Genomic DNA, 26,436 nt, shown 5'->3' on the forward strand with positions numbered 1-26,436 from the left:
AATACCCCGCCCGGTCCCGCCGTGACCGAGAGCCAGATTCGCTCCTTCCTCGCGAAGGTGCCGGCTACCGTTCCCGTGGTCATCGACGAGGCCTACTTCGAGTTCTGCGCGGCCTCCTCCATTCCGGAGGGGGAAGAGCCTCCGCTGAACGGCCTGGATATCTACCGTGACTACCCGAACGTCATAATTCTGCGCACTTTCTCCAAGGCGCAGGGCCTGGCGGGTTTGCGCGTGGGCTACTCGATTTCGCATCCGCAGATTACCCGCCACCTGCGGGTTGCCGCGACGCCCTTTGCCGTGTCCGCCCTGGCCGAGCGGGCCGCCGTCGCCTCCATCGAGCACCAGGAGGCCGTCATGGCGCGGGTCAGTCACATTGTGGCCGAGCGTGAGCGCGTCACGGCTCGCCTACGCGAACTGGGCTACGAGTTCCCGAGCACCTACGCCAACTTTGTGTGGCTGCCCCTGGGGGAGCGTACCGGCGAGTTCGTTGACCTCATGAACCGGAACGCTCTCTCGGTGCGTGCCTTCGGGTCCGAGGGCGTGCGCGTGAGCATTGGCGAGGTCGAGGCAAACGACCGTTTCCTATCCCTGTGCGAGCTCTTCGCGCAGGAAGGCTAATCTCGCTCAACATCGCTGGATAAGCTTGAATCGCATAGCGGTCCTGAGCGCATGAAGATGAAGGAACCCTCCTATATATTCTGATTATCGAATATATAGGAGGGTTCCTTTGGCCATTAAACGCAATTGGTAGCGCTACTGGTTTTCGCCTGCTCATATGCTGAATGACGGGGTGCAATACGCGGTGTTCCAGGCGTGTTCCGAGCGTGCACGTTATTGCCGAGAGCCCGAAATAGTAAACTGGTAGGTATATATGCCCAGTCCTGATGGTGCACCGGCCGTAAATCAGCCTCTCAACCCTCCACCTTTCGTGGAGAATGAGGCTTGGCCCCGGTAGCCCGCAGGCGAAGCCATCGTCACGTGTGGAGGTTAGATGCACGAGAACGACAAGTACCCGGGAGTGCCCGAGCGCATCCAGCTCATGGATGAGAACGGCACCGTCCACGAACACCCCACCTTCAGCCGATACGTCAAAGACGTCGATGGTGATACCCTGCGCGAGGCCTACCGCCTCATGTACACCCCCCGCCGCTTCGACGACGAGGCGACCGCCCTGCAGCGCCAGGGCCAGCTCGCCCTGTGGGTTCCTAGCCGAGGCCAGGAGGCCGCGCAGGTCGGCTCCGCACTGGCCTACGCCCCCAACGACTACATCTTCCCCTCCTATCGTGAGCACGCCGTCGCTCTGGCTCGCGGTGTGGATTTCCGCGATCTGATTACCATCTTCCGCGGCACCACCACCCACGGTTGGGACATGAAGGCCCACAACTTCCACACCTACACCAAGGTGCTGGCCGCCCAGACCCTGCACGCCGTCGGCTACGCCATGGGCCTGAACTTCGATGCCGATATCGAGGCTGAAACCGGCAAGCGCCCCACCGGCCAGGGCCAGGCCACCGACCCCGCAACCGACGCGCAGAAGCCCGCCGTCGCGGTCTACTTCGGCGACGGCTCCTCCAGCGAGGGCGACGTTCACGAATCCATGGTCTTCGCGGCCTCCTACGATGCCCCGGTGCTCTTCTTCGTGCAGAACAACCGCTGGGCCATCTCGGTTCCCTTCGAGGTGCAGTCGCGCGTGCCGATTTCGACCCGAGCCGCCGGTTACGGCTTCGAGGGCCTGCGCGTGGACGGCAATGACATCCTGGGCGTATTCGCGGTGACCCGTTACGCCATGGAGAAGATTCGTGCCGGCGAGGGCCCCGTGCTCATCGAGGCCGAGACCTACCGTCTGGGCCCGCACACCACCGCCGACGACCCCACGAAGTACCGCACCGAGGCCGACCTTGAGGGGCCGCTGCACCGCGACCCCATGATTCGCCTCGAGAAGTACCTGCGCGAGCAGGGCTACGCCGACGATGCCTTCTTCGAGGAGGTTGCCGAGTCTGCCCAGAAGGTCGCATCCGGCGTGCGTGAGGCAGTGCTGAACTCCGAGGTCGCCGACTTTGAGCGTTTCTTCGACCGCGTCTACGCCCAGGAACACCAGCAGGTTGAGGACGACCGCGAATTCTACCGTACCTACAACGCAGGCTTTGAAGAGGAGTAAAGATGAGCGAAAACATTGAGCGTTTGACCCTCGCCAAGGCCATTACTCGCGGCCTGGAGGATGCCCTGGAGGCTGACCGCACCGTGGTTCTGCTCGGTGAGGATATCGGCAAGCTTGGCGGCGTGTACCGCGTGACCGAGGGCTTGCAGGCCCGCTTCGGCAACCGCCGCGTCATGGATAGCCCGCTGGGGGAGTCCGGCATTATCGGCACCTCCATCGGCATGGCGCTGCGCGGGTACCGCCCCGTTCCCGAGATTCAGTTCGACGGCTTCGTTTTCCCCGCCTTCAACCAAATCACGAGCCAGCTTGCGAAGATTCACAACCGCACCGATAAGCAGTACATCGTGCCGGTGACGATTCGTATTCCCTACGGCGGCGTGATCGGCTCGGTGGAGCACCACTCCGAGTCACCCGAGGCGCTGTTCGCCCACACCGCCGGCCTGCGCATCGTGACTCCCTCGAGCCCGCACGAGGCCTATTGGATGACCCGCAAGGCGATTGAGTGCCCGGATCCGGTCATTATCTTTGAGCCCAAGCGCCGCTACTGGCTCAAGGGGGACGTGGACCTGAACGACACCTCCTTCGACCCGTTTAGCGCCAAGGTCGTGCGCGAGGGTACCGACGCCACGATTGTTGCGTACGGTCCGCTGGTTCCGGTGGCCCTGGCAGCCGCGGAGGCCGCGGTTGAGGATGGCCGCTCGATTGAGGTGATTGATTTGCGCTCGATTTCTCCGCTGGATGTGCCGACCGTGGCCGCCTCGGTGGCGAAGACCGGTCGACTGATTATCGCCCACGAGGCCCCCACCTTCGGTGGCATGGGTGGTGAGCTGGCGTCCGCGATTACGGAGCGTTGCTTCTACAGCCTGCAGGCCCCGGTGATTCGCGTGGGTGGCTACTACATGCCGTACCCGGTTTCCCGCGTGGAGGAGGAGTACGTGCCAGATATTGACCGCATCCTGGAGGCGGTTGATCGCGCTTTCGATTACTAGGCATTCCCTGATCTGACGTATCAGCGTGTTGCGCTATTGCGGGTTGCGAGCCCGCACAGAATATTCCGTATAGGGTATATGCCCTAGTGAGAGGTAAATATGTCCCAGATTTTTTCGCTTCCCGACGTGGGCGAAGGCCTGACCGAGGCTGAAATCCTCAGCTGGAAGGTCGCAACCGGCACCGAGGTCGCCATCAACGATGTGCTGGTCGAGATTGAGACCGCCAAGAGCGTTGTCGAACTGCCCTCGCCCTATGCCGGCACCGTCGAAGAACTGATGGTCGCCGAGGGTGAGACCGTCGAGGTGGGTACCCCCATCATCCGCATCTCCGGTGGCGACGGCGCGGCCCCGGCCGCCCCCGCCGCGCCGCAGCAGGAGACCGAATCCGGCACCGCGCTGGTCGGCTCCGGACCCAAGGCGGACGCCGTTAAGCGCCGCGCACGTAAGCGTCCCGCCTCCGCGGCCCAGCCCGCACCTGCCGCCCCTGCATCACCCGCGGCGCCGACAGTCCAGGCACCGGTGGCGCACACCCCCTCCGACCCGGTAAACCGCAACCAGGGCCTGCTGAGCGAGCTGGCTGAGCGCGCCTCCCGCTTTGTGGAGAACAGCCCCCTGAACTCGGTGGTGCAGCGTCTGGCACCCGAGCCCGTAGCGGCTCCCGTGCCGACTTTGGCTCCCGAGCAGGTTCCGTACCGCCCGACCCTGGCGGCTCCTCCGGTGCGTTTGGCCGCTAAGGAACTCGGCGTCGACCTGGCTCACGTGACCGCCACCGGTGCCCGCGGCCAGGTGACCAAGCAGGACCTCATGAACTACGTTGCCCACCTCAAGGACGTGCAGCACAGCGGTGCCCGTCAGCCCTTCTGGCAGGGTGCAACCACCCCGGGCGACCGCATCGAGCGCGTCCCGGTGCGCGGCGTGCGCAAGGCCACCGCGAAGGCCATGGTCGCCTCGGCCTTCAGCGCCCCGCACGTGTCGATTTTCGTGGACGTGGATGCATCCCGCACCATGGAGTTCGTCAAGCGCCTGAAGAAGTCCCGCCACTTTGAGGGCGTGAAGGTCACCCCGCTGCTGGTTCTGGCCGCCGCGGTAATTTGGGCCGCCGAGCGCAACCCGCAGGTCAACGCAACCTGGACCGATAGCGAGATTCAGATTAAGCACTACATGAACCTGGGTATTGCGGCCGCCACCCCGCGCGGCCTGATGGTCCCGAACATCAAGGATGCCCAGGAGCTTTCCCTGCGTGAGCTTGCGATTGCCCTGAACAACCTGACCACTCGCGCTCGTGAGGGCAAGACCCAGCCGGCAGAGATGGCGAACGGCACCCTGACCATTACGAATATCGGTTCGCTGGGCATTGATACCGGTACCCCGATTATCAACCCGGGTGAGGTTGCGATTGTGGCCTTCGGTACCATCAAGCAGAAGCCGTGGGTGGTCGACGGCGAAGTGATTCCTCGCTGGGTGACGACCCTGGGCGGCTCGTTCGATCACCGCGTGGTGGACGGCGACCTCTCGGCTCGCTTCATGGCCGATGTGGCGGCCATCCTGGAGGAACCGGCCCTGCTGCTGGATCACTAGGCAATAACCTAAACGGCCCCGAAGGGTCGCTCAACGCGAAGACCTCCGGCGCACATAGCGTGCGCCGGAGGTCTTCGCGTTTTGTATCGGTATCGGTGCGGTGTCCGGTGCTTCGGAGGCTAGCCGTCCTCGCGCTCCACCCGGGTGCTCGGGTACTTATCCACGCGGCGATGGTAGATCTGCCCGCAGGCGCCGCCTATGAGGGCTCCCAGGAAGCTGAGCGCCAGGATGAGCATAATCGCCAGCAGGCCGTTGGAGGTATCCCCGTTCATGAGCCGCTGCATGGAGAACGCGGCGGTGCCGTTCGGGAAAATCTGTGGGACCAGGTAGGTGGCCAGCGAAGCCACAATGAGGCCCATGAGGTGCCACAGCCACACCGCAATACCCTGCTTGGAGCCGGCGAATCGAGCCATGCGTCCGGCGGCGTATCCGCCGACCAGGTAGGCCACAAAGACGAGGACGCTTAGGGCGACCGCCACGGGAACTACGGAGGATTCCCCGGAGAGTAGTCGTCCGATGACGGCGTGGTACTCGAGGGACTGCTCCTGCCCGGTAGAGGTGAGCCAGGCGCCGATGCCCCAGCGGCCGCCGTCCATGAGGGTGATGGCAACGAGCCAGCCGAGCAGGCCCGGGAGTACGTGCATGCGGGAGTATCGTTCCTTCTGCATCTGCAGGGCGGTGGCGGCGGTGAGTACCGGTTCGCCGGGCTGGAGGATGGGCTGAGCGGGTTGGCTCGCTGGGGCGGCGAAGCCCCCGTGCTGGGTGGGCTGTTCCGGCGCGCGCGGTGCGGTGTTCTGCGGGGTAACGCTGGGTGCCGTTCCGCGGTCGTTGGCGGTCTGCGCGCCGCGGCGCTCGGACACGCTCGGGGCAGATGCGGCGCTCGGCTCGGGCGCGGAACCCGCGGATGCGCCGCTACCCGAGCTACCCGAGCCGGGGGTGTTGAGCCAGCCGAAGGCGCTTTCCCCGCTGTCCGAGGTGTCCGCGTCATCCTGCGGGCTGGGAGCCGGGATGGGGCTGGGGAAGGCGCGGGTCGCCTCCCCGTCGGTGGTTCGCGACTCGGCGCGGCGTGAGGCGGCCTGCTGCAGGTCCTCGGCGGTCAGCACGACCGTGGGGTCGTCGGAGGAGAAGGCCGCGTCCCACAGATCCTGCTCGCTGGGCGCGGAATTGTCGTTGCCCTTTGCCTGCTGGCTGGCCGCCGGGCGGGACTCCGGCTGCTGGTTGTGTTGTGTATTCATGGCTTCCGATAACGGGGTTCGGGGATCGTCTGGCGACCCGGTGTGTGCGGTGGCTCGCGGGCCGAGCGGGTCTTAACTTACTCGCTGTGCTCGGACTGGAAGGCCCGGGCCTCTTCGAGGGATTCGGCGGAGTAGGGGTGGGGGTGTGCGGGTCGTTCGTTCTCGTCGAGGGTGCGAACCACGCGTCCGGGGTTGCCGACCACGACGGAGTTTGCGGGTACGTCCTTGGTGACGACGGTACCCGCACCGATGACGGAGTTCTTGCCGATGGTCACGCCGCCCAGGATGATGGCGCCGCCACCGATCCAGACGTTGTCCTCAACGGTGATGGGCTTGCCGCCCTCCCAGTACGCTGCGCGGTCGACGGGGTTGAGCGGGTGGGTGGGGGTGAGGAACTGCACGTTGTTGCCGACGAGCACGGTGGATCCGATGCGAATCGGGCAGACGTCCAGGAATACGCAGTCGAAGTTGAAGAAGGAACCGTCGCCAATGTAGGTGTTCACGCCGTAGTCGAAGCGCGCACCGGGGCGGATGTGGGAGTGCTCGCCCAGGTGGCCGAGGTTTTCGCGGTAGACGTGCATGGCCTGGGCGTGCTCGCCTCGGGCGTAGTGCTCCTCCGCGAGGACGGTGGCGGCGTGGATGCGCTTAGTCTGCGCGGCACATTCGGCGTCGGGCATGTAGGCGGCGCCGGAGACCATGCGGTTGAAGATGTCGCCGTTGGGGCGCTGCGGGGTGTGCATTAGTGGGCTCCTCCCAGAAGGTAGACTAGGGCGATGATGGCCAGACCGATGAGAATGACGACTCCTCCGGCGATGGCGAAGCGCTTGGAAATTTCGCGAAGGAGCTGCTTGAACTGCTCGTCGGTTATGTCTTGCTGTCGCTTACTCATGGTTTAAGTATCCCAGAGTTGCGCCGAGCGTACCCGGGGGAGTGTCGTGAAACTGGCCGCGCCGGGCTTCCTTAGCTGGGAGCCTGCCGTGAAGATGGCCTGGAAGGGCGCTGGAAGTTGAGCCGAGGGGCCGTCGGCGGGCACAATCGAAATCATGACTGAGGCTCAGAAGAACACGAACACGGGGGACGCTGCCCCCGCGCGCGCCGCGGTGTTCGGCGCACCCGCTACCGAATCCGGTGAGAACCCCCTGGCGCATCGCCCCTGGTTGAAGAATTATTCTTCGTGGACTGCCCGCGATATTGAGCTGCCCGAGACCTCGCTGAGCCACCTTATCGATGAGGCGGTGCGTAGCGTCCCGCAGAAGGTCGCCCTGGAGTTCTTTGGCGCGACCACGACCTACGCTGAGCTGGGGGACCAGATTGAGCGTGCTGCGGAGGGTCTGCGCGTTGCGGGTGTGCAGGCGGGTGACCGTGTGGCGCTGATTTTGCCGAACTGCCCTCAGCATATTGCGGCATTCTATGCGATTTTGCGCCTGGGCGCGATTGTGGTGGAGCATAACCCGCTGTACACGGGGGCCGAGCTGCGCCACATGTTTGAGGATCACGGCGCGAAGGTTGCGATTGTGTGGGACAAGATTGCCTCGCACGTGACCGAGATGCCGGCCGATATCCGCCCCACCCACATTTATTCGGTGAACCTGATTTCGGCGATGCCGCGCCTCATGCGCACCGCGCTGAAGCTACCCGTCAAGAGCGCGCGTGCCTCGCGTGAGAAGCTGACGGGCCCGGCCCCGGGCACGGTGCCGTGGTCGCAGCTGCTCAAGAGCGAGCGCATTGATCCCGCGCATCGCCGCCCGACGGCACACGATATTGCGTTGCTGCAGTACACCTCCGGCACGACGGGTCTGCCCAAGGGTGTGATGCTCACGCACCGCAACCTGGAGTCGAACGGCCGCATGGGTGAGGCGTGGATTAACCCGGGCGATGACGAGGTGATTTACTCGGTTCTGCCGCTCTTCCACGCGTACGGCATGACCCTGGGCGTGACGATTGCGTCGCTGTGCCGTGCCCGCCTGGTGCTGTTCCCGACCGTGGATATGGACCTGATTTTGAAGGCGATGAAGAAGACCCGTCCGACGATTCTTCCTGCGGTTCCACCGGTGTACCGCCGCCTGATGGACGAGGCGAAGAAGCGCGGCGTGTCCCTGGAGGGTATCCGCTACGCGGTGTCGGGCGCGATGAACCTGCCGCCCGAACTGGTGGCCGAGTGGGAGGAAGCCTCCGGCGGTTTCATGGTGGAGGGCTACGGCCTGACCGAGTGTGCCCCGCTGGTCTCCTGCAACCCGCTGAACGACACCCGCCGCGCCGGCTCGATTGGTGTGCCCTTCCCCTCGACCGATATTCGCGTGGTGGATCCGGAGACGGGTGCGGATGTGCCTCTCGGCGAGGAGGGTGAGCTGTGGGTCAGCGGTCCCCAGCGCTTCATGGGTTATTGGAAGCGTGAAGACGAGACCGCGAAGACCATCACCCCCGACGGCTGGTTGCGCACGGGTGATATTGTGCGCCTGGACGAGGACTTCTTCATCCAGATTGTGGACCGCATCAAGGAGGTCATTATCACCGGCGGCTTCAACGTCTCCCCGACCGAGGTGGAGGTCGCCCTCAAGCAGCACGATACGGTTGCGGATGCGGCGGTGGTCGGTATTCCGCTGCCCGGCGGCGGCGAGATGGTCGTGGCCGCGGTGGTTCCCGCCCCCGGCCGGGTGGTGGAGGAGCACACCTTGCGCGAACACTGCTACTCGAAGGTGACTCGCTATAAGGTGCCGCGCCGCATCGTGGTCGTGGACGACCTGCCGCGTTCGATGCTCGGCAAGGTGCTGCGCCGTAAGGTGCGGGAGCAGCTGATTGCCTCGGGCGATTTTGAGCAGTAGCGTCGGTTGGTTTGCCGCCCGCCCGTAACGGGCGGGTACGATGAGCGCCGGCTCGGGTTTTAGGCCCGGGCCGGCGCTTTGCGTTGACGCAGACGGACGGCTGGTGGGGGAGCGGAATTGGCAAATAATCATCGTGTGACGAAATATGACGAAATATGACGAGCTTGACGTTCTGTGTCTCATGATTGACCCTTAACTTCCACCGCCGCCCCTGTGCGTGCTGTAATTGTCCCATCATCATTCGCATCGGCTTGTCGGCGCTCTATGCCCGTACCCGGTGAAGCACGTCATCATTCAACAGAAAGATTCATAGCCGTGAAGAAGTTTGCCGCTGCTCTTGCAGTCGTCCCCATGATTTTCAGCATGGCCGCTTGCGGTTCCACCTCGAACTCCTCCGCTTCGAAGAGGGTCATCATCGGTGTGGTCGGCTCCGAGAAGTTCAACAAGACCCTGAAGGAAGAAGCCAAGAAGCAGGGCATCGACATTGAGTACAAGGTGTTCAACGCATACACCGAGCCGAACCCCGCTCTGGACGCCGGTGACATTGACATGAACCGCTTCCAGCACATCGCCTACCTGTCGAACTACAACGTCAGCGCCAACAAGGACCTGCAGATTGTCGGCCCGACCGTCATCTACCCGATGGCTCTGTTCTCCAAGAAGCACACCAAGCTGGCCGACATCCCCCAGGGTGGCGAGATCGTGATCCCGAACGACACCGTGAACGAGGCACGCGCGCTGAAGCTGCTGAAGACCAACGGTCTGGTTACCTTCAAGAACGCTGACGTAGACGCCCCCACCATCGACGACGTGGACACCGCTAACTCCAAGGTGAAGGTCACCCCGGTCGACGCAACCCAGACCGTGGTTGGCATGGAGTCCGCTGACGGTGCAGTCGTCAACAACGACTTCCTCAAGGACGCAGGCCTGAAGCCCTCGGACGCACTGGCTCAGGACGACCCCAAGACCGACCCCTCGGCCATCAAGTACGTGAACCTCTTCGTCGCCCAGAAGGACAAGGCTGACGACGAGACCTACAAGAAGATCGTTGAAATCTTCCACACCAAGCCCGTCATGGACGCTGTTCAGGAAGAGACCCGCGGCACCGCCGTTGAGGTCAACGTGAGCACCGACGAGTTGCGTCAGTCCCTGGCCAACGAAGAGGCCAAGCTGCGCGCCAAGAAGTAATCTCCTGACAACACGCCTCTCGTAGGCACACGTAAGGCGGTAAGCCCGGGCACCCGATGCGGGTTAGAAGGGCTTACCGTCCTTTGCGTACCGGCGCCAAGTCCTCCCCGGCGCCCCAACCACGACATTTAACGGATACAAATACTATGAGTGAACAGCTAGAAGAGGTTGTAGAAAGCCTCCCCCAGCCCATGGTGATTCTGGACGGCGTGTCCAAGGTCTTCGGTAACGGCCCCAAGGCTGTCCCCGCCGTGGACAACGTCTCCCTCACCATCAACCGCGGTGAAATCTTCGCGATTATCGGCTACTCCGGCGCCGGCAAGTCCACCCTGGTGCGACTCATCAACGGCCTGGAAAAGACCACGAGCGGCACGCTAATCGTGGACGATTTCGAAATCTCCGGCAAGCGCGACTCCGAGCTGCGTGAGGCCCGCACGAACATCGGCATGATTTTCCAGCAGTTCAACCTCATGAACTCCCGCACTGTGCTCGGTAACGTTGAGTTCCCCCTCAAGGTGGCCGGTTGGCCCAAGGCCAAGCGCCGCGAACGCGCCCTGGAGTTGCTGGAATTCGTGGGTCTGAGCGACCGCGCCGGCCACTACCCGAACCAGCTTTCGGGTGGTCAGAAGCAGCGTGTGGGCATCGCCCGCGCGCTTGCGACCAACCCCTCGCTGCTGCTGGCTGACGAGGCCACCAGCGCCCTGGACCCCGAAACCACCCAGGAGGTGCTCGCCCTTCTCAAGCGCGTGAACCGCGACCTGGGTATCACCGTTGTGGTCATTACCCACGAGATGGATGTCGTGGCCAGCATCGCCGACCGCGTGGCGGTCATGGAGTCCGGCCGCGTGGTGGAGGAAGGAACCGTCTACGACGTCTTCTCTAACCCGCAGACCGATGTGGCGAAGCTCTTCGTGGCGACCACCGTCAAGCTGGCCCCCACCGGCCAGGAGGCGGAGGATTTGCGCGCATCGCACCGTGGCTACCTGGTCAACGTCGAAATCGTGGAGGGCAATCAGGAGCTCGGCAAGGTGCTGTCCTACCTGGGCGCCCGCAACGTCCGTTTCAACATCGTGGGCGGCGGTATCGAGACCCTGCAGGGCAAGGCCTACGGTACCCTCACCCTGGAACTCCTCGGCGAAATCACCAGTATTGATGCCGCCGTTGCCGAACTGAAGACCGTTGCCCGCGTGCAGGAGGTGCGCTAAATGTTTGCTACTACTCTTCCGCTGGCCGCTTCGAAGACCGACTGGGGCGAGTTTCTGCCCGAGAAGCTCATTCCGGCTATCGGCGACACTTTCTACATGGTGTCCATGACCATGCTGTGCGCCGGCCTGGTCGGCCTGATTGTGGGTGCCCTGCTGTACACCACCCGCGCCGGTAATATCTTCCAGAACCGCTTCGTGTACACGGTCCTGAACATTCTGGTGAACATCATTCGCCCGATTCCGTTCATCATCCTGATTGCGGCCCTGGGCCCGCTGACCAGCGCCGTGGTGGGTACCCGCCTGGGCGTGAATGCCGCGGTCTTTGCGATGAGCTTCGGCGCTGCGTTCGCTATCGCCCGCATCGTGGAGCAGAACATGGTCTCCATCGACCCCGGCGTGATTGAGGCGGCCCGCGCTATGGGCGCCTCGAAGCTGACCATCCTGTTCACCGTGATGATTCCCGAGGCGCTCGGCCCGCTGATCCTGGGCTACACCTTCCTCGTCATCGGCGTGGTGGATATGTCCGCTATGGCCGGTTACGTGGGCGCCGGTGGCCTGGGTAAGATCGCGATCGTGGACGGCTACCAGCGCTTTAACGACGAGATCACCTGGGCCGTTGTGGCGATTATTATCATCCTGGTCCAGCTGGTTCAGTTCATCGGTAATGCACTGGCCAAGAAGGTTATGCGCCGATAGGCTCGTGCCGCTATATGCACGGCTGATAAGGCATAGAAGACCCCCGGTCTGCTCTTGACGAGCGGGCCGGGGGTCTTTCTTCGTATCGGGGGAGGGGCGCTAACCGCTTAGCTCTGCGCCGCCTCAGGCTGCTGTGTCGCCTGAAGCTTGGCAACCCAGGTGCGGGCCGCCTCCCACAGCTGCGGGTTGCGGAAGGAGTCAAAGCGCCCGTAGCCCTCGGGGGCCTTCGCGGGGTCGGTACCGGCGGGAACGTAAATCATGACCTTGGTGCCGGCATCGCGTGCCGCCTGCGCGCCCGCGGCGGAGTCCTCGAAGGCGAGGGCTTCACGACCTTCAAAGCCGAGGCGGCGCGCCGCCTCCAGGTACATATCGGGTGCCGGCTTGCCCGCGGGAACGTCCTCGCTGCTGACCCAGGTGCGTACCAGGGGAGCGTAGCCGTAGTTCTCCATCTTGACGGTGAGGATACCCGAGGTGGAATTGGAGGCTACGGCCACGGGCATGTGCTCGCTCAAGAAGCCCAGGAACTCCTGCGCACCGTCGATGAGTTCCACTCCGGCGGAGATAATCTGCCGCTCGGTGGTGAGCAGATCCCGGGTGACCTGCGCGTGGTGCTCGGCGTAGGCTGCAGCATCGGCCGCATCGCCCTGTCGGGCCTCGTAGGAGAGGCGGGCGAGCTGCTCGGCAACATCCGCGGCGGAGAGGCCGGTGAGGCGCTCCTCCACCTCCTCGGTGAAGGGAACGCCCCAGCGGGCGAAGAGCTCGCGCTGAACCCGGTTCCACACGGTCTCAGAATCGAGGAGGATGCCGTCGCAGTCGAAGATTGCGCAACGGGGGAACCAATCGGAGGGTACGGTGTGTTCAAACATAATGCCAGTCTCTCACAGGGCCATCGGTGAAGGAAGCGCCAGCCCGGCGCCTGAGAAAATATTCGGGGCCGCGCCTCACCCACGGAACGAAAGACCGGGCGGGGACGGAAGGGCACGCAAAAACCCTCCCGCCGCGTCCGGAGAACGCAACGGGAGGGTAGAGGCCGAGCAGCCTAGAGAGCGGACACCGGCTTATGAGTCACCTGACGCATAAACGGAATGGTCGCCAACAGGCCCACATAGACCAGTACCAGACCCAGCGCAATAGCGCCGAAGGTCAGACCGAACATCTTCGCCAGAACCTCACCGGGAAGACCCTGAGCCGCAATCAAAGCCGTCAGCGGAAGACCCAGCAGCGCAGAAATCACGCTGATGAGCACCAGCGGGCCGAAGACCACGGTCAGGCGCGAAGCCTGCAGCAGCTTCGTGGGGGTACCCATCATATTCAGTGAAGAATACAGCGAACCACGCTCGTAAATGGCGGCGCTCTGGTTCAGCACTGCGGAGAGGGTGACCAGCAGGTACGAGAAGAACAGCATGAGCAGCATGCCCTGGAACATGTCCTGCATGATGGTCATGAAGGGACCGGCGGCGGGACCGGCTTCCTTCGCGTCTTTGCTCATCTCACCCGCCAGAATCAGGATGGGACCGAAGAAGGTCACCAAGAAGGTCGACAGTGCCACGCCCGAAACCTGGCGCCATGCACCGCGCGGGGATTCCAGCACCGCACGGTAACCCAGCAGCACTGACGCCTTCTGGGTCATGCGTACACGAATCTTCGCGTACGCCCACACCAGGAAGGTGCCAATCAGATCGATGGCAACCATCATCACCAGACCAGGCAGAGCAATGAAGATCGCGAGGTTCTTGATGGCGCTATCGGCGCCGCCGTCCTGGAAGGGCGAGAACATTCTGAAGCCCGTGGAGGTAGACGCCAGAATCATCACGGCAATGACCAGAACAACACCGATACCCAGGGCAATGTAACCGGCGGAGCCAGCCTTCGCGCGGGTACGCACACCCAGCGGGCTGATGCTGACCTTCGCCAGACCGAAGAGAGAGCTTAGAGCCGCCAGGACCATGCACCCCAGGAAGCAGTAGAAAATCATGCTCACCGGCAGGAGCATATTCTCAGCACCCAGCGGTACGTTCATGAAGTGCATGGCACCGAACGGGAAAATTAGCACCAGGTAGAGCAACAGGCCAATAATGAAACCCACGAAGGAGTACACCAGCGCGTCTGCAACCGACAGACCCACGATCAGGGTCGTGGAGGCACCAATCAGGCGCAGGGAAGCCAGACGCTCGTCACGGCGGCGGGCACTCAAACGAGCAGCCGAAGCGCCCAGGGTAAAGAGCGGAACAACCAGTACCAGAGCGGCAACCCACGCCAAACCCATGTAGAGCTTCTGAATGCCCATCAGGTTCACCAGTTCGTGGTCAACGTTGGAGGCGTGGTCAAGCCAGGTGCTCAGTGCCTGAACACCACCGGCAACCGTCAAAAACAGCGCCGATGAGGCCGCAAAAGCCAGCACGGGAAGAATCGCCTGCGAACTCCATAGGGTTCGCTTGGCGAGCAGAGCATAGATTTGCATTATGCACCTGCCTGAGACTGAGCGTCAGGGTTCTGGGTGCCGTTCTGCGCGGGTACGCCGCCCTGGCTATTGCGCTGATCGCTCACAATCTGGCCGTCCTGCAGGTACACCACGCGGGAGCACGCGGCAGCCACGTTCGGATCGTGGGTGACCACCAGTAGAGTCTTGCCCTGCTGCGGAATCATGGTCAGCAGCAGCGCCATCACCTCGCGCGCGGTCTTCGAATCCAGCGCGCCGGTCGGCTCATCCGCAAAGGTCACGGGGGCGCCGTTCACCTGCGAACGGGCAATAGCCACGCGCTGGGCCTGACCACCGGACATCTCACCCATACGGCGGTCCAGCATCTGCCCCAAACCCAGACGGTTCAACAGATCAGCAGAAATGGCGCGCGCCTGCTGACGGGGAATACCGGCAATCATCGCGGCGAGGGAGACGTTCTCCTCCGCGGTCAGCTCGGGAACCAGCAGACCCTGCTGGAACACGAAACCAAAAGAGCTAGCGCGCAGGGAGGTGCGCTCGCGCTCGCTGAGAGACTCGACCGCCACCTGACCGGTGGGGGAGTTGAACAGCACGGAACCGGCATCGAGCTTAATAATGCCCGAGAGCGCGTGCAGCAGGGTGGTCTTACCGGAACCGGAAGGACCCATAATCGCCACGGATTCGCCGGGGTAGATATCGAGGCTCACGTTACGCAGAACCGGGTTATTGCCGTAGGACTTGTGCAGGTTGCGGGCAGAAATAATCGCACCGGGCGCGAAGGGCGCCTGCTGCATCTGCTGGGGCATCTGGGGTGCCTGAGCGGGGTAACCCGGCTGGCCCTGATAATACCCCGCCTGGCTCGGCTGACCCGGCTGGGTGGAGTACTGGCCCGCAGGCTGCGCCGCCTGCGGAGGGGTCATCGAGTACGGGTTCTGGGACGTGGGAGCCTGGAACTGCGGGTTCTGGGGTTGAGGATTCTGCGTCATAGCAACCTTCATCGGATATGAACTAACGGAAGTACCCGTCTATCATCTCAGCTTCTCGGCGGCTCGGCCCTCCATCTGAGGGCTGAAAAATATGGGAATACGCTGAGAAAAAGGGCCGACGCGGCGCGGGAGGGAGCTATTCGCCTCATCCTCCGGTATGAGGTCGGCACCGCGGGCGGCGTGCAGGCGGTGTGGCTTCGACCCCTTGAACTCGCGGAGACGAGTGGGATACTAGAAGGATGACCGACGCACAGAACACCCCCATCATCACCCCCGTCGCGCCCGAACCGCACGGAACCCGCATCATTCTTATGCGCCACGGGCAGACCGATTGGAACATCGACCACCGTTTCCAGGGCGGCACCGACATTCCCCTCAACGACACCGGCCGCGACCAGGTGCGCACCGCCATCGACGCGCTGAAGCAGGCCCGTGACGAAGGCACCGTCGTCGACCTGGTGCTCTCCTCGCCCCTGAGCCGCGCGGCCGAAAGCGCCGAGATTGTGGCCGAAGGCCTGAACGTGCCCTACCGGGGTGCCGTGGCCGGGTTCCAGGAGCGCTCCTTCGGCGAGCTGGAGGGGCAAATCGCCACTCGCGAGCTGGTGCTCGCCTCCCGCGAATCCGGTGAGGAGTACGGCGTGGAACCCACGGAGGAATTCGTCGCCCGCGGCCTGGCGGCCCTGAACCGCGTGCGCCGCGAGTACGACGGCAAGACCGTGCTGGTGGCAACCCACGGCATGTTCATCGCGCTGATGATGAACGCCCTGCTGGGGGAGCGCCCCGACTGCCTCACCGAGGAGGGTTTCTACCCGATTCCCGTCAACGCCTCCCTGACCGAGGTGCCCCTGCAGTACCTGGACAGCACCATCGACCGCCTGCTCGTGCGCCAGAACGAACCCGACCTGGGACCTGAGCCCCTGCCCGCCGGCGCCGAGAACACCTCCCTCACCCTGATTCGTCACGGCCAGACCGATTGGAACAAGGCGAACCTCATGCAGGGCGTCACGGACATTCCGCTCAACGACACCGGTCGCGAGCAGGCACGCACCACCGGCCGGAAGCTGGTGGATATGGGCCTGGACTTTACGGTGCTGGTGTCTTCGCCGCTGTCCCGCGCCCACGAGACCGCGCAGCTGGTCGGCGAGCACTTCGATCTGCAGGTGGACAAGACCTACCCCGAGCTGGTCGAGCGCGCCTATGGTGACGGCGAGGGCCTGGACATTCCCGCCCCTGAACGCCGCGCCCCCGAGCGCTACTACCCGAACGTGGAATCCGAACGCGACGTGTACATTCGCGCGGTACGCGTGCTGCGCCAGATTGTGCGGGACTACGCGGAGCGAGGCGGAGAACAGAAGATTATCGCCGTCAGCCACGGCAGCCTGATTCGCCGCGCCCTCTCCGCCGCCGCGGGTGAGGAGTGGACCGTAACCGTGCCGAACGCCGAGCCGCTGGTGGTGGACGTCCCCGGCCTCTTCGCGTGGGACTCCTCGCGATACACCGACGAGGTGGGTCGCATTGTCTGGTAGCGCGCGCCCCGCGGGCGAAGTCCTTGAGCGTTCGGCGCAGGGGGCAGCCGTTGCGCCTGAGGGGGCAGCCGAGTCCTCGGCGCGTCCCCTCTCCCGGGGGATGCGCGTGCTCCGCGGCGCCCTCTGGGCCCTTACCGCGCTGTACTGCCTGGTCGTGGCGAGCATCGTGTTCGCCCCCGTTCACGTGGACGACAACGAGATGGGTGGCCGCCTCGCAGCCCTGCTGGATGCGGGCCACGCCGCCGGCTGGCTACCCGAGTTTGTGACCTACTCCAGCATCGAGCAGCTCTCAAACGTCATCATGTTTGTGCCCGGAGGCTTCCTCTTCGCCCTGCTTCTGGGACCGTCTGCGCGACGCCACGTGCTGTACGCCGGGTTCGTGGTGAGCGCGTGCATCGAGACGATTCAGAGCTTCATGCCTAACCGCACGGGGGATTTCGTGGATGTGCTCATGAACGGTACGGGTGCCCTGCTGGGAGCGGCCTGCGCTTTCTGGATGCACCGGGTGCTCCGCAAACGCCGCGAGCGCCGGGCGTAGGACCGGCCCGCCGCCCGACCGGTGGTGCTGGCGGTCCATTGTGTGGGCCGCGTTATGTGTGGCCCGCGGAACAAAACCCAACGCATCATCGAGTTAAACAGACATAATCACTCACACGGGGTGGTAAAGGGTGTGGTTTCTGTAGGGAACACAGGGTAATATTCCGGTGAATACGGTGGTTTATATTGACCTACCCACAAAAACCCACATAAAATCAAGTATGATAATGGATGTTCTGGGGCGCACTGCGTTTGCTCCCCGCGGGAACGTACCCGCACTGAGAACACGCCATAGATACGCACAGATTTCCTACCCACTACCGAAAGAACACCGAATTTATGTTCGCAGAAGAACGCCGTGCCGAAATTGCAAAGCTCGTTGCCTCCGCACGCCGCGTGAACGGCGCAGACCTTGCGCGCCGATACGATGTGACCATGGAGACCGTGCGCCGTGACCTTGCCGCCCTGGAAGAGGCCGGCAAGCTTCGCCGCGTCCACGGTGGCGCGGTGACCATCGAGCAGTCCACCTCTCTGGAATCGTCTATTTCCTCCCGCCAGGGCATGAACACCCCGGAGAAGCGTCGCATCGCCACCAAGGCGTACCAGATGCTACGCGATTCTGAGTCGGGTTCCATCGTGCTGGACGCGGGTTCCACCATCGAGATTCTCGCCGACCACATCGGTGCCGAGAACTTTAGCCTCAAGACCGGCAACGACCGCATCATCATCACCCACGCACTGCACATCGCCGTTAAGCTCGCCGAGGCCGAGGGCGTAACCCTCGAGCTGGTGGGCGGTCAGCTGCGCAAGATGACCTGGGCCGCCGTCGGCGCCCGCGCGGCCGAGCACTTCGGCACGATGCGCCCCGATATTGCGTTCATCGGTGCCAACGGCATCGAGCCGCACTTTGGCATCTCCACCCCCGGCATGAACGAGGCAATCGTTAAGACTGCAATCTGCAAGTCCGCCCGTCGCGTGGTCCTGCTCTGTGACTCCGCGAAGTTCGGCCAGGAGTCCCTGGTCCGCTTCGCTGGATTTGAGGATATTGACACCCTCATTACCGATCGCGAGCCCGAGGGTGCCCTTCGCCAGGCGCTCGAGGCCGCCAATGTTGAGATTGTGATTGCCTAATGATTATTACTCTGACCGCCAACCCCAGCCTGGACCGCACGATTGAGCTCGGCGCGCCCCTGGCCCACGGCGCCGTGCAGCGTGCCGTCGGTGCCGTGCAGGATCCGGGCGGCAAGGGCGTGAATATTTCTCGCGCGCTGCAGGTTTCCGGTGTTCCGACCGTGGCTATTGTGCCCGGCGAGTCCACCGACCCGGTGCTGACCGCTCTGTCTGCGGTGGATGTCGAGTTTGCGAACCTGCCGACCGGTGAGCCGATTCGCTCGAACATCACCGTGGTGGACCCCGATGGCACCACCACCAAGCTGAACGCTCCCGGCACCCATTTTGATGCGCAGCTGCGCGAGAAGCTGGACGCCCTGGTGGTTGAGCGTTCCAAGGGTGCCGACTGGGTGGTCCTGGCCGGCTCTCTTCCGCCGGGTCTGGAGCCCACCTACTATTCCGAGCTGGTGGCGGCCCTACGCGCCTCCGGTTACGCGGGCAAGATTGCTATTGATACTTCTGAGGCGCCGCTGATTGCGACCGTTGCGGGTGAGCACAAGCCCACGCTGATTAAGCCCAACTCCGAGGAGCTAGCCCAGCTGACCGGTAGTGATAATTGGGAGGAGCTGGAGGCCAGCCCCGAGCTGACCGCCTGCACCGCTCAGAAGCTGCTTGGCGACGGCATCGAGTACGTGTTGGCCACCCTGGGCGGCGGCGGCGCGGTGCTCGTGACCGAGGAAGGTATCTGGCACGCCGTGCACGAGCCGATTCAGGTGCGTAGCACTGTGGGTGCCGGTGACTCTTCGCTCTCGGGCTTCTTGATCGCGCATACTCGCGGCGCGGATGCGCCCGGTTGCCTGGTTCAGGCGGTGGCCCACGGTTCTGCCGCGGCGGCCCTGCCCGGTACCCGTATGCCCTCGCTGGATCAAACCACCCCCGAGAAGGTTACTGTCCGTCAGATTCAGCTCTGACGAGGAGCGAAGCACCACCGACGTAAATATTCTAATTTGAGAATATTTGTCCAAGGCTCTGCACACACTTAAAACACAGGAGGAGGGCGTTCCCGCCGGAGCATCCCGCCTCCACTCCAATCCGAGGAGAGAACATGTCCAATCTGATCACCGCGGATCTCGTCCTACTGGACGAGAATCTCGGCGACACCCGATTCGACGTCATCGCCAAGCTTGCCGAAGCTGTCGTCAAGGCCGGCCGCGCGACCGACTTCGAGCAGCTCTACGCGGCTGCCGAGGCTCGCGAGTCCAAGACCGACACCGGTATTCCCGGCGGCATTGCCATCCCGCACTGCCGCAGCGCCGCCGTCACCGAGCCGACCCTGGCCATGGCACGCCCCAACCCCGCCGTTTCGTTCGGCGCTAAGGACGGCCCCGCCGACCTGATTTTCTTCATCGCTGCACCCGACGGTGCCGACCAGGCCCACCTGAAGCTGCTGTCGACCCTGGCACGCTCCCTCATGAAGAAGAGCTTCACCGCCGCCCTGCGTGAGGCTTCGTCTGCCGATGAGGTCGTGGACCTGGTGAACGGTGCGCTGGGCGTGGGCGAGAAGAAGGCGGAGGCTAAGCCCGCCGAGGCTGCGCACGCCGCCGCACCTGCCGCCTCCGCTGAGGAAGCGCCCGCTGCTCCGGTGAAGAAGATTGTCGCGGTGACCGCGTGCCCCACCGGTATCGCCCACACCTACATGGCCGCCGACGCCCTCAAGTACGCCGCCGAGGAACTCGGCTACGACCTGAAGGTTGAGACCCAGGGCTCCTCGGGCAACGAAACCCTGAGCCAGGCCGATATTGACGCCGCCGACGCTGTGATTTTTGCCGTGTCCGTGAACGTTCGTGACCGCAACCGCTTCGCCGGTAAGCCCTTCGTGGAGTCCCCCGTCAAGCGCGGTATCGACGAGCCGAAGGAAATGATCGCCGAGGCCCTGGCCGAGGCCGAGAACCCGAACGGTGCCCGCGTGGCCGCCGCCGCATCCACCTCCGATGACAGCGCCGGTGCCTCCGAGGGTGCCTGGGGCTCGCGCATCTACAAGGCCGTGATGACCGGTATCTCCTACATGATTCCGTTCGTCGCCGCCGGCGGTATTCTGGTGGCCCTCGGCTTCGTCTTCGAGGCCATCACCATGCCGAACCTTGGTGACGTGGACACCAAGGCAATTCTGGGTTCGGCAACCCTGTTCAACCTGGGTGACGTGCACTGGACCCTGTACCTGGGTGCCGTGCTGCAGACCATCGGTGGCTTTGGCCTGAGCCTGATGGTTCCGGCCCTGGCCGCGTACATTGCGTACGGTCTGGCTCAGCGTCCCGGTATCGCACCGGGCTTCATCGCCGGTTCCGTGGCTCTGGCCGTGAACTCCGGCTTCCTCGGCGGTATCGTTGGCGGTATTCTCGCCGGTTTGATTGCGTACGCTCTGGGTACCTTGAAGCTGCCCCGCTGGCTCGGCTCGATGATGCCCGTGGTCGTTACTCCGCTGGTGACTTCCCTGGTTGCCGGTCTGGCTATGTACCTGCTGCTCGGCGCGCCCCTGGCTTGGGTTATGACCACCCTGCAGGTTTGGCTGACCTCGATGTCCGGCGGCTCCGCCCTGGTGCTCGGCCTGATTCTGGGCGCCATGATGGCCTCCGATCTGGGCGGCCCCATCAACAAGGCTGCTTACCTCTTCGCAACCGCCGGTCTGTCCTCGGGCGCGACCGTGAACCAGGAAATCATGGCCGCCGTCATCATCTCGGGTATGGTCCCGCCGCTGGCCATGGCCCTGGCCACCACCCTGCGCCCCAAGCTCTTCAGCGAGGCCGAGCGCGAGAACGGCAAGGCCGCCTGGCTGCTGGGTGCATCCTTCATCTCCGAGGGTGCTATTCCCTTCGCCTCGGCTGATCCCGCCCGTGTCATCCCCTCGACCATTGTGGGTGGTGCCCTCGCCGGTGCCATCTCGATGAGCGCTCACGTGGCCTCTCCGGCACCGCACGGCGGTATCTGGATTATTGGTCTGGCGCAGAACCCGCTGATGTTCTTCGTGGCCGTGCTGGCCGGTACCGTGCTATCGGCTCTGGTGTACGTTGTGCTGAAGTCCATGGGTGCCCGCTCCAAGGCATCCGCCTAAACCGTAGACCTCATCTTCTGATTGACTCGTAACTACAGAGGACAGCGCGAATAGAACGCGTTACACTGTAGAGAACCCACAGATAGGATATGAATTCCATGACTACCTACAAGGGCGTCGGCGTCTACGCCGGTCGCGTGATTGGCCCGGTTCTTCAGATGCCCAAGCCCATTGAAGAGCCCAAGGACGGCCTGCGTCTGAGCGGTGAGACCGCCGAGGCAGCCGCACAGCGCATCAAGGACGCTTCGGTCCGCGTTAAGGAAGACCTGCTCGCTCGTGCCGAGCACGCCAGCCGCGACGGCAAGGCCGTGCTGAAGTCCACCTCCCAGATGGCTACCGACCGTGCACTCATCAAGAGCGCTATCAAGCTGGTCGAGACCCAGGAGATGGCCCCCGAGCGTGCTATTTGGGAGGCGGCAACCTCCTTCGCTGACCAGATGGCTGCCCTGGGCGGCTACATGGCTGAGCGCGTGACCGACATCCACGACGTTCGTGCCCGCATCGTTGCCGAGCTGACCGGCCAGCAGGCCCCCGGTATTCCCGTTTCTGACGAGCCGTTCATCCTGGCCGCTATCGACCTGGCACCGGCCGACACCGCAACCCTGGACCCCGAGAAGGTTATCGCCCTGATTACCTCTGACGGTGGTCCCCAGGCGCACACCGCTATTCTGGCTCGCGGCCTGGGCCTGCCCGCTATTGTGGCGGCCAAGGGCGTGACCGATATTGCCGACGGCACCGTCGTGTACGTGGACTCCAACGAGGGCATCGTTGACACCGAACCCACCGATGCTGACCGCGAGGCAGCCATTAAGTACGCAAACCGCAAGCCCGTCGCCGACTTCGACGGCAAGGGCGTGCTGGCTGACGGCACCCGCGTTGAGCTGTACGCAAACGTTGGTGACGGCAAGTCCGCTGAAAAGGCTGCAAGCCTGAAGGCCGAGGGTGTTGGCCTGCTCCGCACCGAGTTCGGCTTCCTGGGCCACGACGCTGAGCCCTCCATCGAGACTCAGGCTAAGACCTACAAGTCCGTGTTTGACGCATTCCCCGGCAAGCACATCGTGGTTCGTACCCTGGACGCCGGCGCTGACAAGCCCCTGCCGTTCCTGAACGTGAACCCCGAGGAGAACCCCGCACTGGGTGTCCGCGGTTTCCGTACCGACTGGACCGTGCCGGGCGTTCTGACCCGCCAGCTGCAGGCTATCAAGGCCGCTTCGGAGGATTCCGACGCCGACATTTGGGTTATGGCCCCGATGATTTCGACCACCTCCGAGGCACGTAACTTCGCGAACATGCTCAAGGAGATTGGCCTGCCCGTTCACGGTGTGATGGTTGAGACCCCCGCAGCCGTGATGAACGCCGAGGCAATCCTGGGCGAGGTGGACTTCGTGTCCATCGGTACCAACGACCTGACCCAGTACACCATGGCGGCTGACCGCCTGCTGGGCGACCTGGCTCACCTGAACAACCCCTGGCAGCCCGCAGTGCTGAAGATGATCAAGATGACCGTTGAGGGTGCTCAGCGTGCATCGGTCACCGCCGGCAAGAAGAAGTACGTGAGCGTCTGTGGCGAGGCCGCAGCCGACCCGGCTCTGGCTGTTGTTCTGATTGGTCTGGGCGTTGATACCCTGTCCATGAACGCCGGCGCTATCCCCGCCGTGGCCGCCGTGCTGAAGTCCGTCACCAAGGAGAAGGCACAGCAGATTGCCGCTATCGCCCTGCAGCAGATTTCCTCTGCCGAGGCGAAGGAGAGCGCACGCAAGGCTCTGCCGATTCTGGACGAGCTGGGCCTCTAATCAAGAGTCGCTAGGGTTCGCGGCTTCCTCACCGTCGGATGGTCGCTGAACCGCTCGGCCCATGAGCCGACACACCTACAATGCCGGGTGCAGAGATTATTTCTGCACCCGGCATTTTTATGTTTGTTAGCGCAGGGCTAACCGGTACAATTTATAGGGTAAGGGCGGGTCCTAACGCGCCCCGTTCATCTAGAATAGGTTCCGAGATTATTTCGGTTCCTGAATCAAAGGAGAAACATAATGGCAGAGCGCGAAGCCACTATCGCAAGCCGTGTCGGCCTGCACGCACGTCCGGCAGCAATTTTCGCTGAGGCAGCTGGCGACCTCCCCGTCGAGGTCACCATCGCAGCTAAGGGCGAGCCCGCCGATGAGGCTATGGATGCAGCATCCATCCTGTCCCTGATGTCCCTGGGCGCAAAGCACGGCGATGTTGTCGTTCTGCGTGCTGAGGGTGAGGGTGCTGAAGAGGCTCTGGACTCGCTGGTTAAGATCCTCGAGACCGACCACGACGCTGAGTAATTAACCTCGGCCCCGGCCGGGTTGCCGTATTCCGTCGCCCACGGGTGCGGAAACGAGCACACAATGCGTAAATATCCCGTCACTGAGGTGGCGGGATATTTTGTTGCCCGCGTTCTTCACCGAGGGGAGGCAGACCGCGAACAGCCGAAGAAAACGGGCCGGGCGGAGGTGTGGAGAATTTGATTTCGGGACCTGCTCACGAGGGTGTACCCCTCGCGTCGCTCCCTTGTTAGACTATAGGGGCACTGTCTAAACGGGAGGGGACATTGGCAGATTCGAGGAATACTCCCGCGCCTTCGGAGGTACGAGCCGGAGCGCGGAACGCGTCGCATGCAGGCGAGGCGCAGGCTCAGCCGGGAGAGCCGGATAACACCCGGAATAGCGCCTCGGAAGAGGCCGTCCCCGCGGTCACAGCGGGTTACGTCGCAGGTAGGGGCGGGTTTCCCCTGGTCTCCCTCGATCAGGTTGCTGACGAGCGCCTGCGCCGCGTCCTGGCGCAGCAGAACACCTCCGAAGAGACGGGGACCGTGCAGGCGCACGCCGTGAGCGATGTTCTGCACGACGTAGCCGCGCAGGTTGGTATTCCTACCGTCCCGGACGAGGTATCCGCCCCGCAGGAGGAGCCTGCCGAGCTCGACCACGGTGCCCGTACCCTTATTGACCCGTCCCTCACCCCCGAGGATGAACTGGACGCATACCGCGACGAAGCGCATCCCGTAACTGCCAGCAACGTGGTGACTGAGGCGGCTCTGACGCGCCCCTCCCAGCCGGTTCCCATGACCGGCATGATTCCTCAGGTTCCGAACTCCCAGGCCGCGCAGCGTTACGGCCTCGATACGGCCTCTGCCGCGGTGCCCAAGACCGGCCCCGTCTCGGCGGCGACGACCGCCGTGCCCCTCGTGGGCCGGAACGTACGAGGAGCGCGAGGCCGCGGTACCGGCGGTCGCTGGGGTACGCGCCACCTACGTTCTTTTGTGCGTACCGAGGAGGCGGCTCCCGGCGCGCCGCGCGGTGCCGCTCGCATCGCCCAGCGGCAGTTCGTGCCGACCATTCGTACTCAGGAGCACGAGCGCCGTGAGGCCTTCCGTCGCGAGAAGGAATACGCCCGCGATACCCTGAACTTCACCCTGCGTTTGGCGGAGGCGATGTTCCACTACGGTGCCGACGCTATGGACGTGGACTCGGCCATCATCGCGGTCTCTTCCGCGTACGGGCTGGATTCGGTGGACGTTGATATTACCAACCAGTCGGTGACCATCAACTACACCTCGGACCCGGATATCTACATGGAGTCCCGCATTGCCAAGCGCAACGCGAACGCGGACGAGCGCTTTACCCACACGCTTGTGCGCGTGGTGCGTTCCTCCACGGAGAACTATGAGGCGCTCTCCGAGGTGTACGGCCTGATTTACCAGATCACGCGGGGCGGCATGACCCTTGAGATTGCCGACCTAAAGCTGAGCCAGATTACGCACCGACCCAACCCCTTCCCGCCGCTGGTCGTGTGGCTGGCGAACCTGGCCTGCGCCGCGACGCTGACCGCGGCGCTGGGTGCGAGCTTCTCCACGGCTCTGAGCGCGGCCATTATCTTTATTCCGGTGTACTTGCTGATTCAGTGGCTAAGCTCAATCGGTATCCCGGCGTTCTTCCGCATGGCCGCCAGCGCGGGTCTGATGACCTTCCTGGCGATTTGGCTGGGCGGCGATGGTTCGATTCTGCAGCGTCCGGGGGAACCGATTTCGGCGCCCCTGGTGGTTGCAGCGGGCATGATTATGTTTTTGCCAACCCCCCGCCTGGTGGGTGCTGTGCAGGACGCGATTAACGGTTTCCCGGTGACGGCCGCGGGCCGCTTCGTGTCGACGGGCATGAGTTTCTTGGGCCTGGTGGTCGGCATCGCGACGGCTGTGAGCGCTATTAATATTTTCAATGGCCCGACCCTGGATATTGAGCAGCTGCGCTTCCAACCGACGACCCCGCTCGTTGCGTCGTTTTTCTTCTTGATTGCGACGGCGACCTTCGCGATTACCCTGCAGACGAAGCTGGTGAAGGTTGGGTGGCTGATGCTCATCACCACCTGTGGTCTGGCGGCTTATTACAGCTATGACATTCTGGCCGGCCCGAGCACGGGTCGCGGTCCGACGGCGTGTGCGGCGGTTGTGATTGGTGCGTTGAGTACGTATTTTGCGTACCGACTGCACGTGCCGCAGGCCATCTTTTCGATTCCCGCGATTACGTTCCTGCTGCCGGGTCTGTCGTTCTTCCGCGGCATGTACCTGCTGACGGTTGAGACCGACGTGATTCTGGGTATGCAGAACATGATTACGGCGGCCTCGATTGCGGTGGCGATGGCCTCGGGTGTGGCGCTCGGTAATTACACGATGCAGTATCTGCTGCAGCGTTTCACGAAGCCGCGTAACGTCGAACCTTCGGACGCTACGGCCCCCGAAGCAGCGGATGCGGAATCCACCCCGGCTTAACATGCCTGACGGGATTATATAGCCAATATAGAATATGCGTGGCGGCCCGTGAACCTCGGTTCACGGGC

The 26,436-nt window shown here is 63.5% G+C and carries 22 protein-coding genes; 16 read left to right on the forward strand and 6 right to left on the reverse strand.

The genetic code is table 11. The annotated features are described in order from the left end of the window. From HMPREF2944_RS05020 to HMPREF2944_RS05035, 4 genes are all read left to right on the forward strand, one after another. On the forward strand, positions 1–618 hold a 618-nt coding region (locus HMPREF2944_RS05020; protein WP_141755741.1), incomplete at its 5' end, for an aminotransferase class I/II-fold pyridoxal phosphate-dependent enzyme. A 373-nt stretch (positions 619–991) separates the two neighbouring features. After that, positions 992–2,158 carry a thiamine pyrophosphate-dependent enzyme gene (locus HMPREF2944_RS05025; RefSeq protein WP_070681104.1) on the forward strand — a complete coding sequence of 389 codons (1,167 nt, stop codon included), beginning with the start codon at positions 992–994 and terminating at the stop codon, positions 2,156–2,158. A 2-nt stretch (positions 2,159–2,160) separates the two neighbouring features. Beyond that, on the forward strand, positions 2,161–3,147 hold the full coding sequence (locus HMPREF2944_RS05030) for an alpha-ketoacid dehydrogenase subunit beta (RefSeq protein ID WP_049343135.1): 987 nt from the start codon (positions 2,161–2,163) through the stop codon (positions 3,145–3,147). A gap of 99 nt (positions 3,148–3,246) precedes the next feature. Next, positions 3,247–4,725 carry a dihydrolipoamide acetyltransferase family protein gene (locus tag HMPREF2944_RS05035; protein ID WP_070681107.1) on the forward strand — a complete coding sequence of 493 codons (1,479 nt, stop codon included), beginning with the start codon at positions 3,247–3,249 and terminating at the stop codon, positions 4,723–4,725. Between the two features lie 119 nt (positions 4,726–4,844). On the opposite strand, the gene HMPREF2944_RS05040 is transcribed toward HMPREF2944_RS05035, so the two are convergent. The 3 genes from HMPREF2944_RS05040 to HMPREF2944_RS09250 all read right to left on the reverse strand — a co-directional run bounded on the left by HMPREF2944_RS05040 (position 4,845) and on the right by HMPREF2944_RS09250 (position 6,849). Next, positions 4,845–5,960: a hypothetical protein gene (locus tag HMPREF2944_RS05040; RefSeq protein WP_070681110.1), complete on the reverse strand. Its 1,116-nt coding sequence runs from the start codon at positions 5,958–5,960 to the stop codon at positions 4,845–4,847. Between the two features lie 77 nt (positions 5,961–6,037). Then, on the reverse strand, positions 6,038–6,700 hold the full coding sequence (locus HMPREF2944_RS05045; protein ID WP_049331483.1) for a sugar O-acetyltransferase: 663 nt from the start codon (positions 6,698–6,700) through the stop codon (positions 6,038–6,040). Further along, positions 6,700–6,849, reverse strand: coding sequence for a hypothetical protein (locus tag HMPREF2944_RS09250; RefSeq protein ID WP_168162477.1), 150 nt, complete (start codon positions 6,847–6,849; stop codon positions 6,700–6,702). The genes HMPREF2944_RS05045 and HMPREF2944_RS09250 overlap by 1 nt, the downstream gene beginning before the upstream one ends. 154 nt (positions 6,850–7,003) lie before the next feature. Between HMPREF2944_RS09250 and HMPREF2944_RS05050 the strand changes: the two genes are divergently transcribed. From HMPREF2944_RS05050 to HMPREF2944_RS05065, 4 genes are all read left to right on the forward strand, one after another. Beyond that, positions 7,004–8,782: a long-chain-fatty-acid--CoA ligase gene (locus HMPREF2944_RS05050; protein ID WP_080975245.1), complete on the forward strand. Its 1,779-nt coding sequence runs from the start codon at positions 7,004–7,006 to the stop codon at positions 8,780–8,782. 315 nt (positions 8,783–9,097) lie between these two features. Then, complete coding sequence (locus tag HMPREF2944_RS05055; RefSeq protein ID WP_070681113.1) at positions 9,098–9,970, forward strand: MetQ/NlpA family ABC transporter substrate-binding protein; 873 nt, start codon at positions 9,098–9,100, stop codon at positions 9,968–9,970. A gap of 146 nt (positions 9,971–10,116) precedes the next feature. After that, the gene (locus tag HMPREF2944_RS05060; protein WP_070483456.1) at positions 10,117–11,175 is read left to right on the forward strand and encodes a methionine ABC transporter ATP-binding protein; all 1,059 of its coding nucleotides are present in this window, start codon (positions 10,117–10,119) and stop codon (positions 11,173–11,175) included. After that, positions 11,176–11,871: a methionine ABC transporter permease gene (locus HMPREF2944_RS05065; protein WP_070681116.1), complete on the forward strand. Its 696-nt coding sequence runs from the start codon at positions 11,176–11,178 to the stop codon at positions 11,869–11,871. Positions 11,872–11,978: 107 nt separating this feature from the next. Here HMPREF2944_RS05065 and HMPREF2944_RS05070 read toward each other — a convergent pair whose 3' ends face one another. From HMPREF2944_RS05070 to HMPREF2944_RS05080, 3 genes are all read right to left on the reverse strand, one after another. After that, positions 11,979–12,737, reverse strand: coding sequence for an HAD family hydrolase (locus HMPREF2944_RS05070; protein ID WP_070681118.1), 759 nt, complete (start codon positions 12,735–12,737; stop codon positions 11,979–11,981). 173 nt (positions 12,738–12,910) lie between these two features. Then, positions 12,911–14,332, reverse strand: a complete 1,422-nt coding sequence (locus HMPREF2944_RS05075) for an FtsX-like permease family protein (RefSeq protein WP_070681121.1) — start codon at positions 14,330–14,332, stop codon at positions 12,911–12,913. Then, complete coding sequence (locus tag HMPREF2944_RS05080; RefSeq protein WP_049331495.1) at positions 14,332–15,297, reverse strand: ABC transporter ATP-binding protein; 966 nt, start codon at positions 15,295–15,297, stop codon at positions 14,332–14,334. Before HMPREF2944_RS05080 ends, HMPREF2944_RS05075 begins: the two co-directional genes overlap by 1 nt. Positions 15,298–15,536: 239 nt before the next feature. Between HMPREF2944_RS05080 and HMPREF2944_RS05085 the strand changes: the two genes are divergently transcribed. From HMPREF2944_RS05085 to HMPREF2944_RS05120, 8 genes are all read left to right on the forward strand, one after another. Continuing rightward, on the forward strand, positions 15,537–16,823 hold the full coding sequence (locus HMPREF2944_RS05085) for a histidine phosphatase family protein (protein WP_070681124.1): 1,287 nt from the start codon (positions 15,537–15,539) through the stop codon (positions 16,821–16,823). Then, the gene (locus tag HMPREF2944_RS05090; RefSeq protein ID WP_246826263.1) at positions 16,813–17,361 is read left to right on the forward strand and encodes a VanZ family protein; all 549 of its coding nucleotides are present in this window, start codon (positions 16,813–16,815) and stop codon (positions 17,359–17,361) included. Before HMPREF2944_RS05085 ends, HMPREF2944_RS05090 begins: the two co-directional genes overlap by 11 nt. A 338-nt stretch (positions 17,362–17,699) precedes the next feature. Further along, positions 17,700–18,491 carry a DeoR/GlpR family DNA-binding transcription regulator gene (locus HMPREF2944_RS05095; protein ID WP_049331499.1) on the forward strand — a complete coding sequence of 264 codons (792 nt, stop codon included), beginning with the start codon at positions 17,700–17,702 and terminating at the stop codon, positions 18,489–18,491. Then, entirely contained in the window at positions 18,491–19,441 is a 951-nt protein-coding gene (locus HMPREF2944_RS05100) for a 1-phosphofructokinase family hexose kinase (protein WP_070681127.1), read from the forward strand. The genes HMPREF2944_RS05095 and HMPREF2944_RS05100 overlap by 1 nt, the downstream gene beginning before the upstream one ends. Positions 19,442–19,575: 134 nt before the next feature. Further along, complete coding sequence (locus HMPREF2944_RS05105) at positions 19,576–21,579, forward strand: PTS fructose transporter subunit IIABC (RefSeq protein ID WP_070681130.1); 2,004 nt, start codon at positions 19,576–19,578, stop codon at positions 21,577–21,579. Between the two features lie 98 nt (positions 21,580–21,677). Further along, the gene (gene ptsP, locus HMPREF2944_RS05110) at positions 21,678–23,372 is read left to right on the forward strand and encodes a phosphoenolpyruvate--protein phosphotransferase (RefSeq protein ID WP_049343144.1); all 1,695 of its coding nucleotides are present in this window, start codon (positions 21,678–21,680) and stop codon (positions 23,370–23,372) included. 240 nt (positions 23,373–23,612) lie between these two features. Next, complete coding sequence (locus HMPREF2944_RS05115) at positions 23,613–23,891, forward strand: HPr family phosphocarrier protein (protein WP_005504506.1); 279 nt, start codon at positions 23,613–23,615, stop codon at positions 23,889–23,891. Positions 23,892–24,157: 266 nt separating this feature from the next. Next, positions 24,158–26,368, forward strand: coding sequence for a threonine/serine exporter family protein (locus HMPREF2944_RS05120; RefSeq protein ID WP_070681133.1), 2,211 nt, complete (start codon positions 24,158–24,160; stop codon positions 26,366–26,368). Positions 26,369–26,436 lie beyond the last annotated feature (68 nt).

Source organism: Rothia sp. HMSC072E10 (assembly GCF_001813965.1).
Taxonomy (GTDB): Bacteria; Actinomycetota; Actinomycetes; order Actinomycetales; family Micrococcaceae; genus Rothia; species Rothia mucilaginosa_A.

Bases quoted from the DNA above. Each gene is read 5' to 3' on its own strand.
- HMPREF2944_RS05060 (WP_070483456.1), top strand. From the start codon at position 10,117: ATGAGTGAACAGCTAGAAGAGGTTGTAGAAAGCCTCCCCCAGCCCATG.
- HMPREF2944_RS05100 (WP_070681127.1), top strand. From the start codon at position 18,491: ATGATTATTACTCTGACCGCCAACCCCAGCCTGGACCGCACGATTGAG.
- HMPREF2944_RS05050 (WP_080975245.1), top strand. From the start codon at position 7,004: ATGACTGAGGCTCAGAAGAACACGAACACGGGGGACGCTGCCCCCGCG.
- HMPREF2944_RS05035 (WP_070681107.1), top strand. From the start codon at position 3,247: ATGTCCCAGATTTTTTCGCTTCCCGACGTGGGCGAAGGCCTGACCGAG.
- HMPREF2944_RS05065 (WP_070681116.1), top strand. From the start codon at position 11,176: ATGTTTGCTACTACTCTTCCGCTGGCCGCTTCGAAGACCGACTGGGGC.
- HMPREF2944_RS05025 (WP_070681104.1), top strand. From the start codon at position 992: ATGCACGAGAACGACAAGTACCCGGGAGTGCCCGAGCGCATCCAGCTC.
- HMPREF2944_RS05115 (WP_005504506.1), top strand. From the start codon at position 23,613: ATGGCAGAGCGCGAAGCCACTATCGCAAGCCGTGTCGGCCTGCACGCA.
- HMPREF2944_RS05045 (WP_049331483.1), bottom strand. From the start codon at position 6,700: ATGCACACCCCGCAGCGCCCCAACGGCGACATCTTCAACCGCATGGTC.
- HMPREF2944_RS05030 (WP_049343135.1), top strand. From the start codon at position 2,161: ATGAGCGAAAACATTGAGCGTTTGACCCTCGCCAAGGCCATTACTCGC.
- HMPREF2944_RS05075 (WP_070681121.1), bottom strand. From the start codon at position 14,332: ATGCAAATCTATGCTCTGCTCGCCAAGCGAACCCTATGGAGTTCGCAG.
- HMPREF2944_RS05105 (WP_070681130.1), top strand. From the start codon at position 19,576: ATGTCCAATCTGATCACCGCGGATCTCGTCCTACTGGACGAGAATCTC.
- ptsP (WP_049343144.1), top strand. From the start codon at position 21,678: ATGACTACCTACAAGGGCGTCGGCGTCTACGCCGGTCGCGTGATTGGC.
- HMPREF2944_RS05080 (WP_049331495.1), bottom strand. From the start codon at position 15,297: ATGACGCAGAATCCTCAACCCCAGAACCCGCAGTTCCAGGCTCCCACG.
- HMPREF2944_RS09250 (WP_168162477.1), bottom strand. From the start codon at position 6,849: ATGAGTAAGCGACAGCAAGACATAACCGACGAGCAGTTCAAGCAGCTC.
- HMPREF2944_RS05070 (WP_070681118.1), bottom strand. From the start codon at position 12,737: ATGTTTGAACACACCGTACCCTCCGATTGGTTCCCCCGTTGCGCAATC.
- HMPREF2944_RS05085 (WP_070681124.1), top strand. From the start codon at position 15,537: ATGACCGACGCACAGAACACCCCCATCATCACCCCCGTCGCGCCCGAA.
- HMPREF2944_RS05095 (WP_049331499.1), top strand. From the start codon at position 17,700: ATGTTCGCAGAAGAACGCCGTGCCGAAATTGCAAAGCTCGTTGCCTCC.
- HMPREF2944_RS05040 (WP_070681110.1), bottom strand. From the start codon at position 5,960: ATGAATACACAACACAACCAGCAGCCGGAGTCCCGCCCGGCGGCCAGC.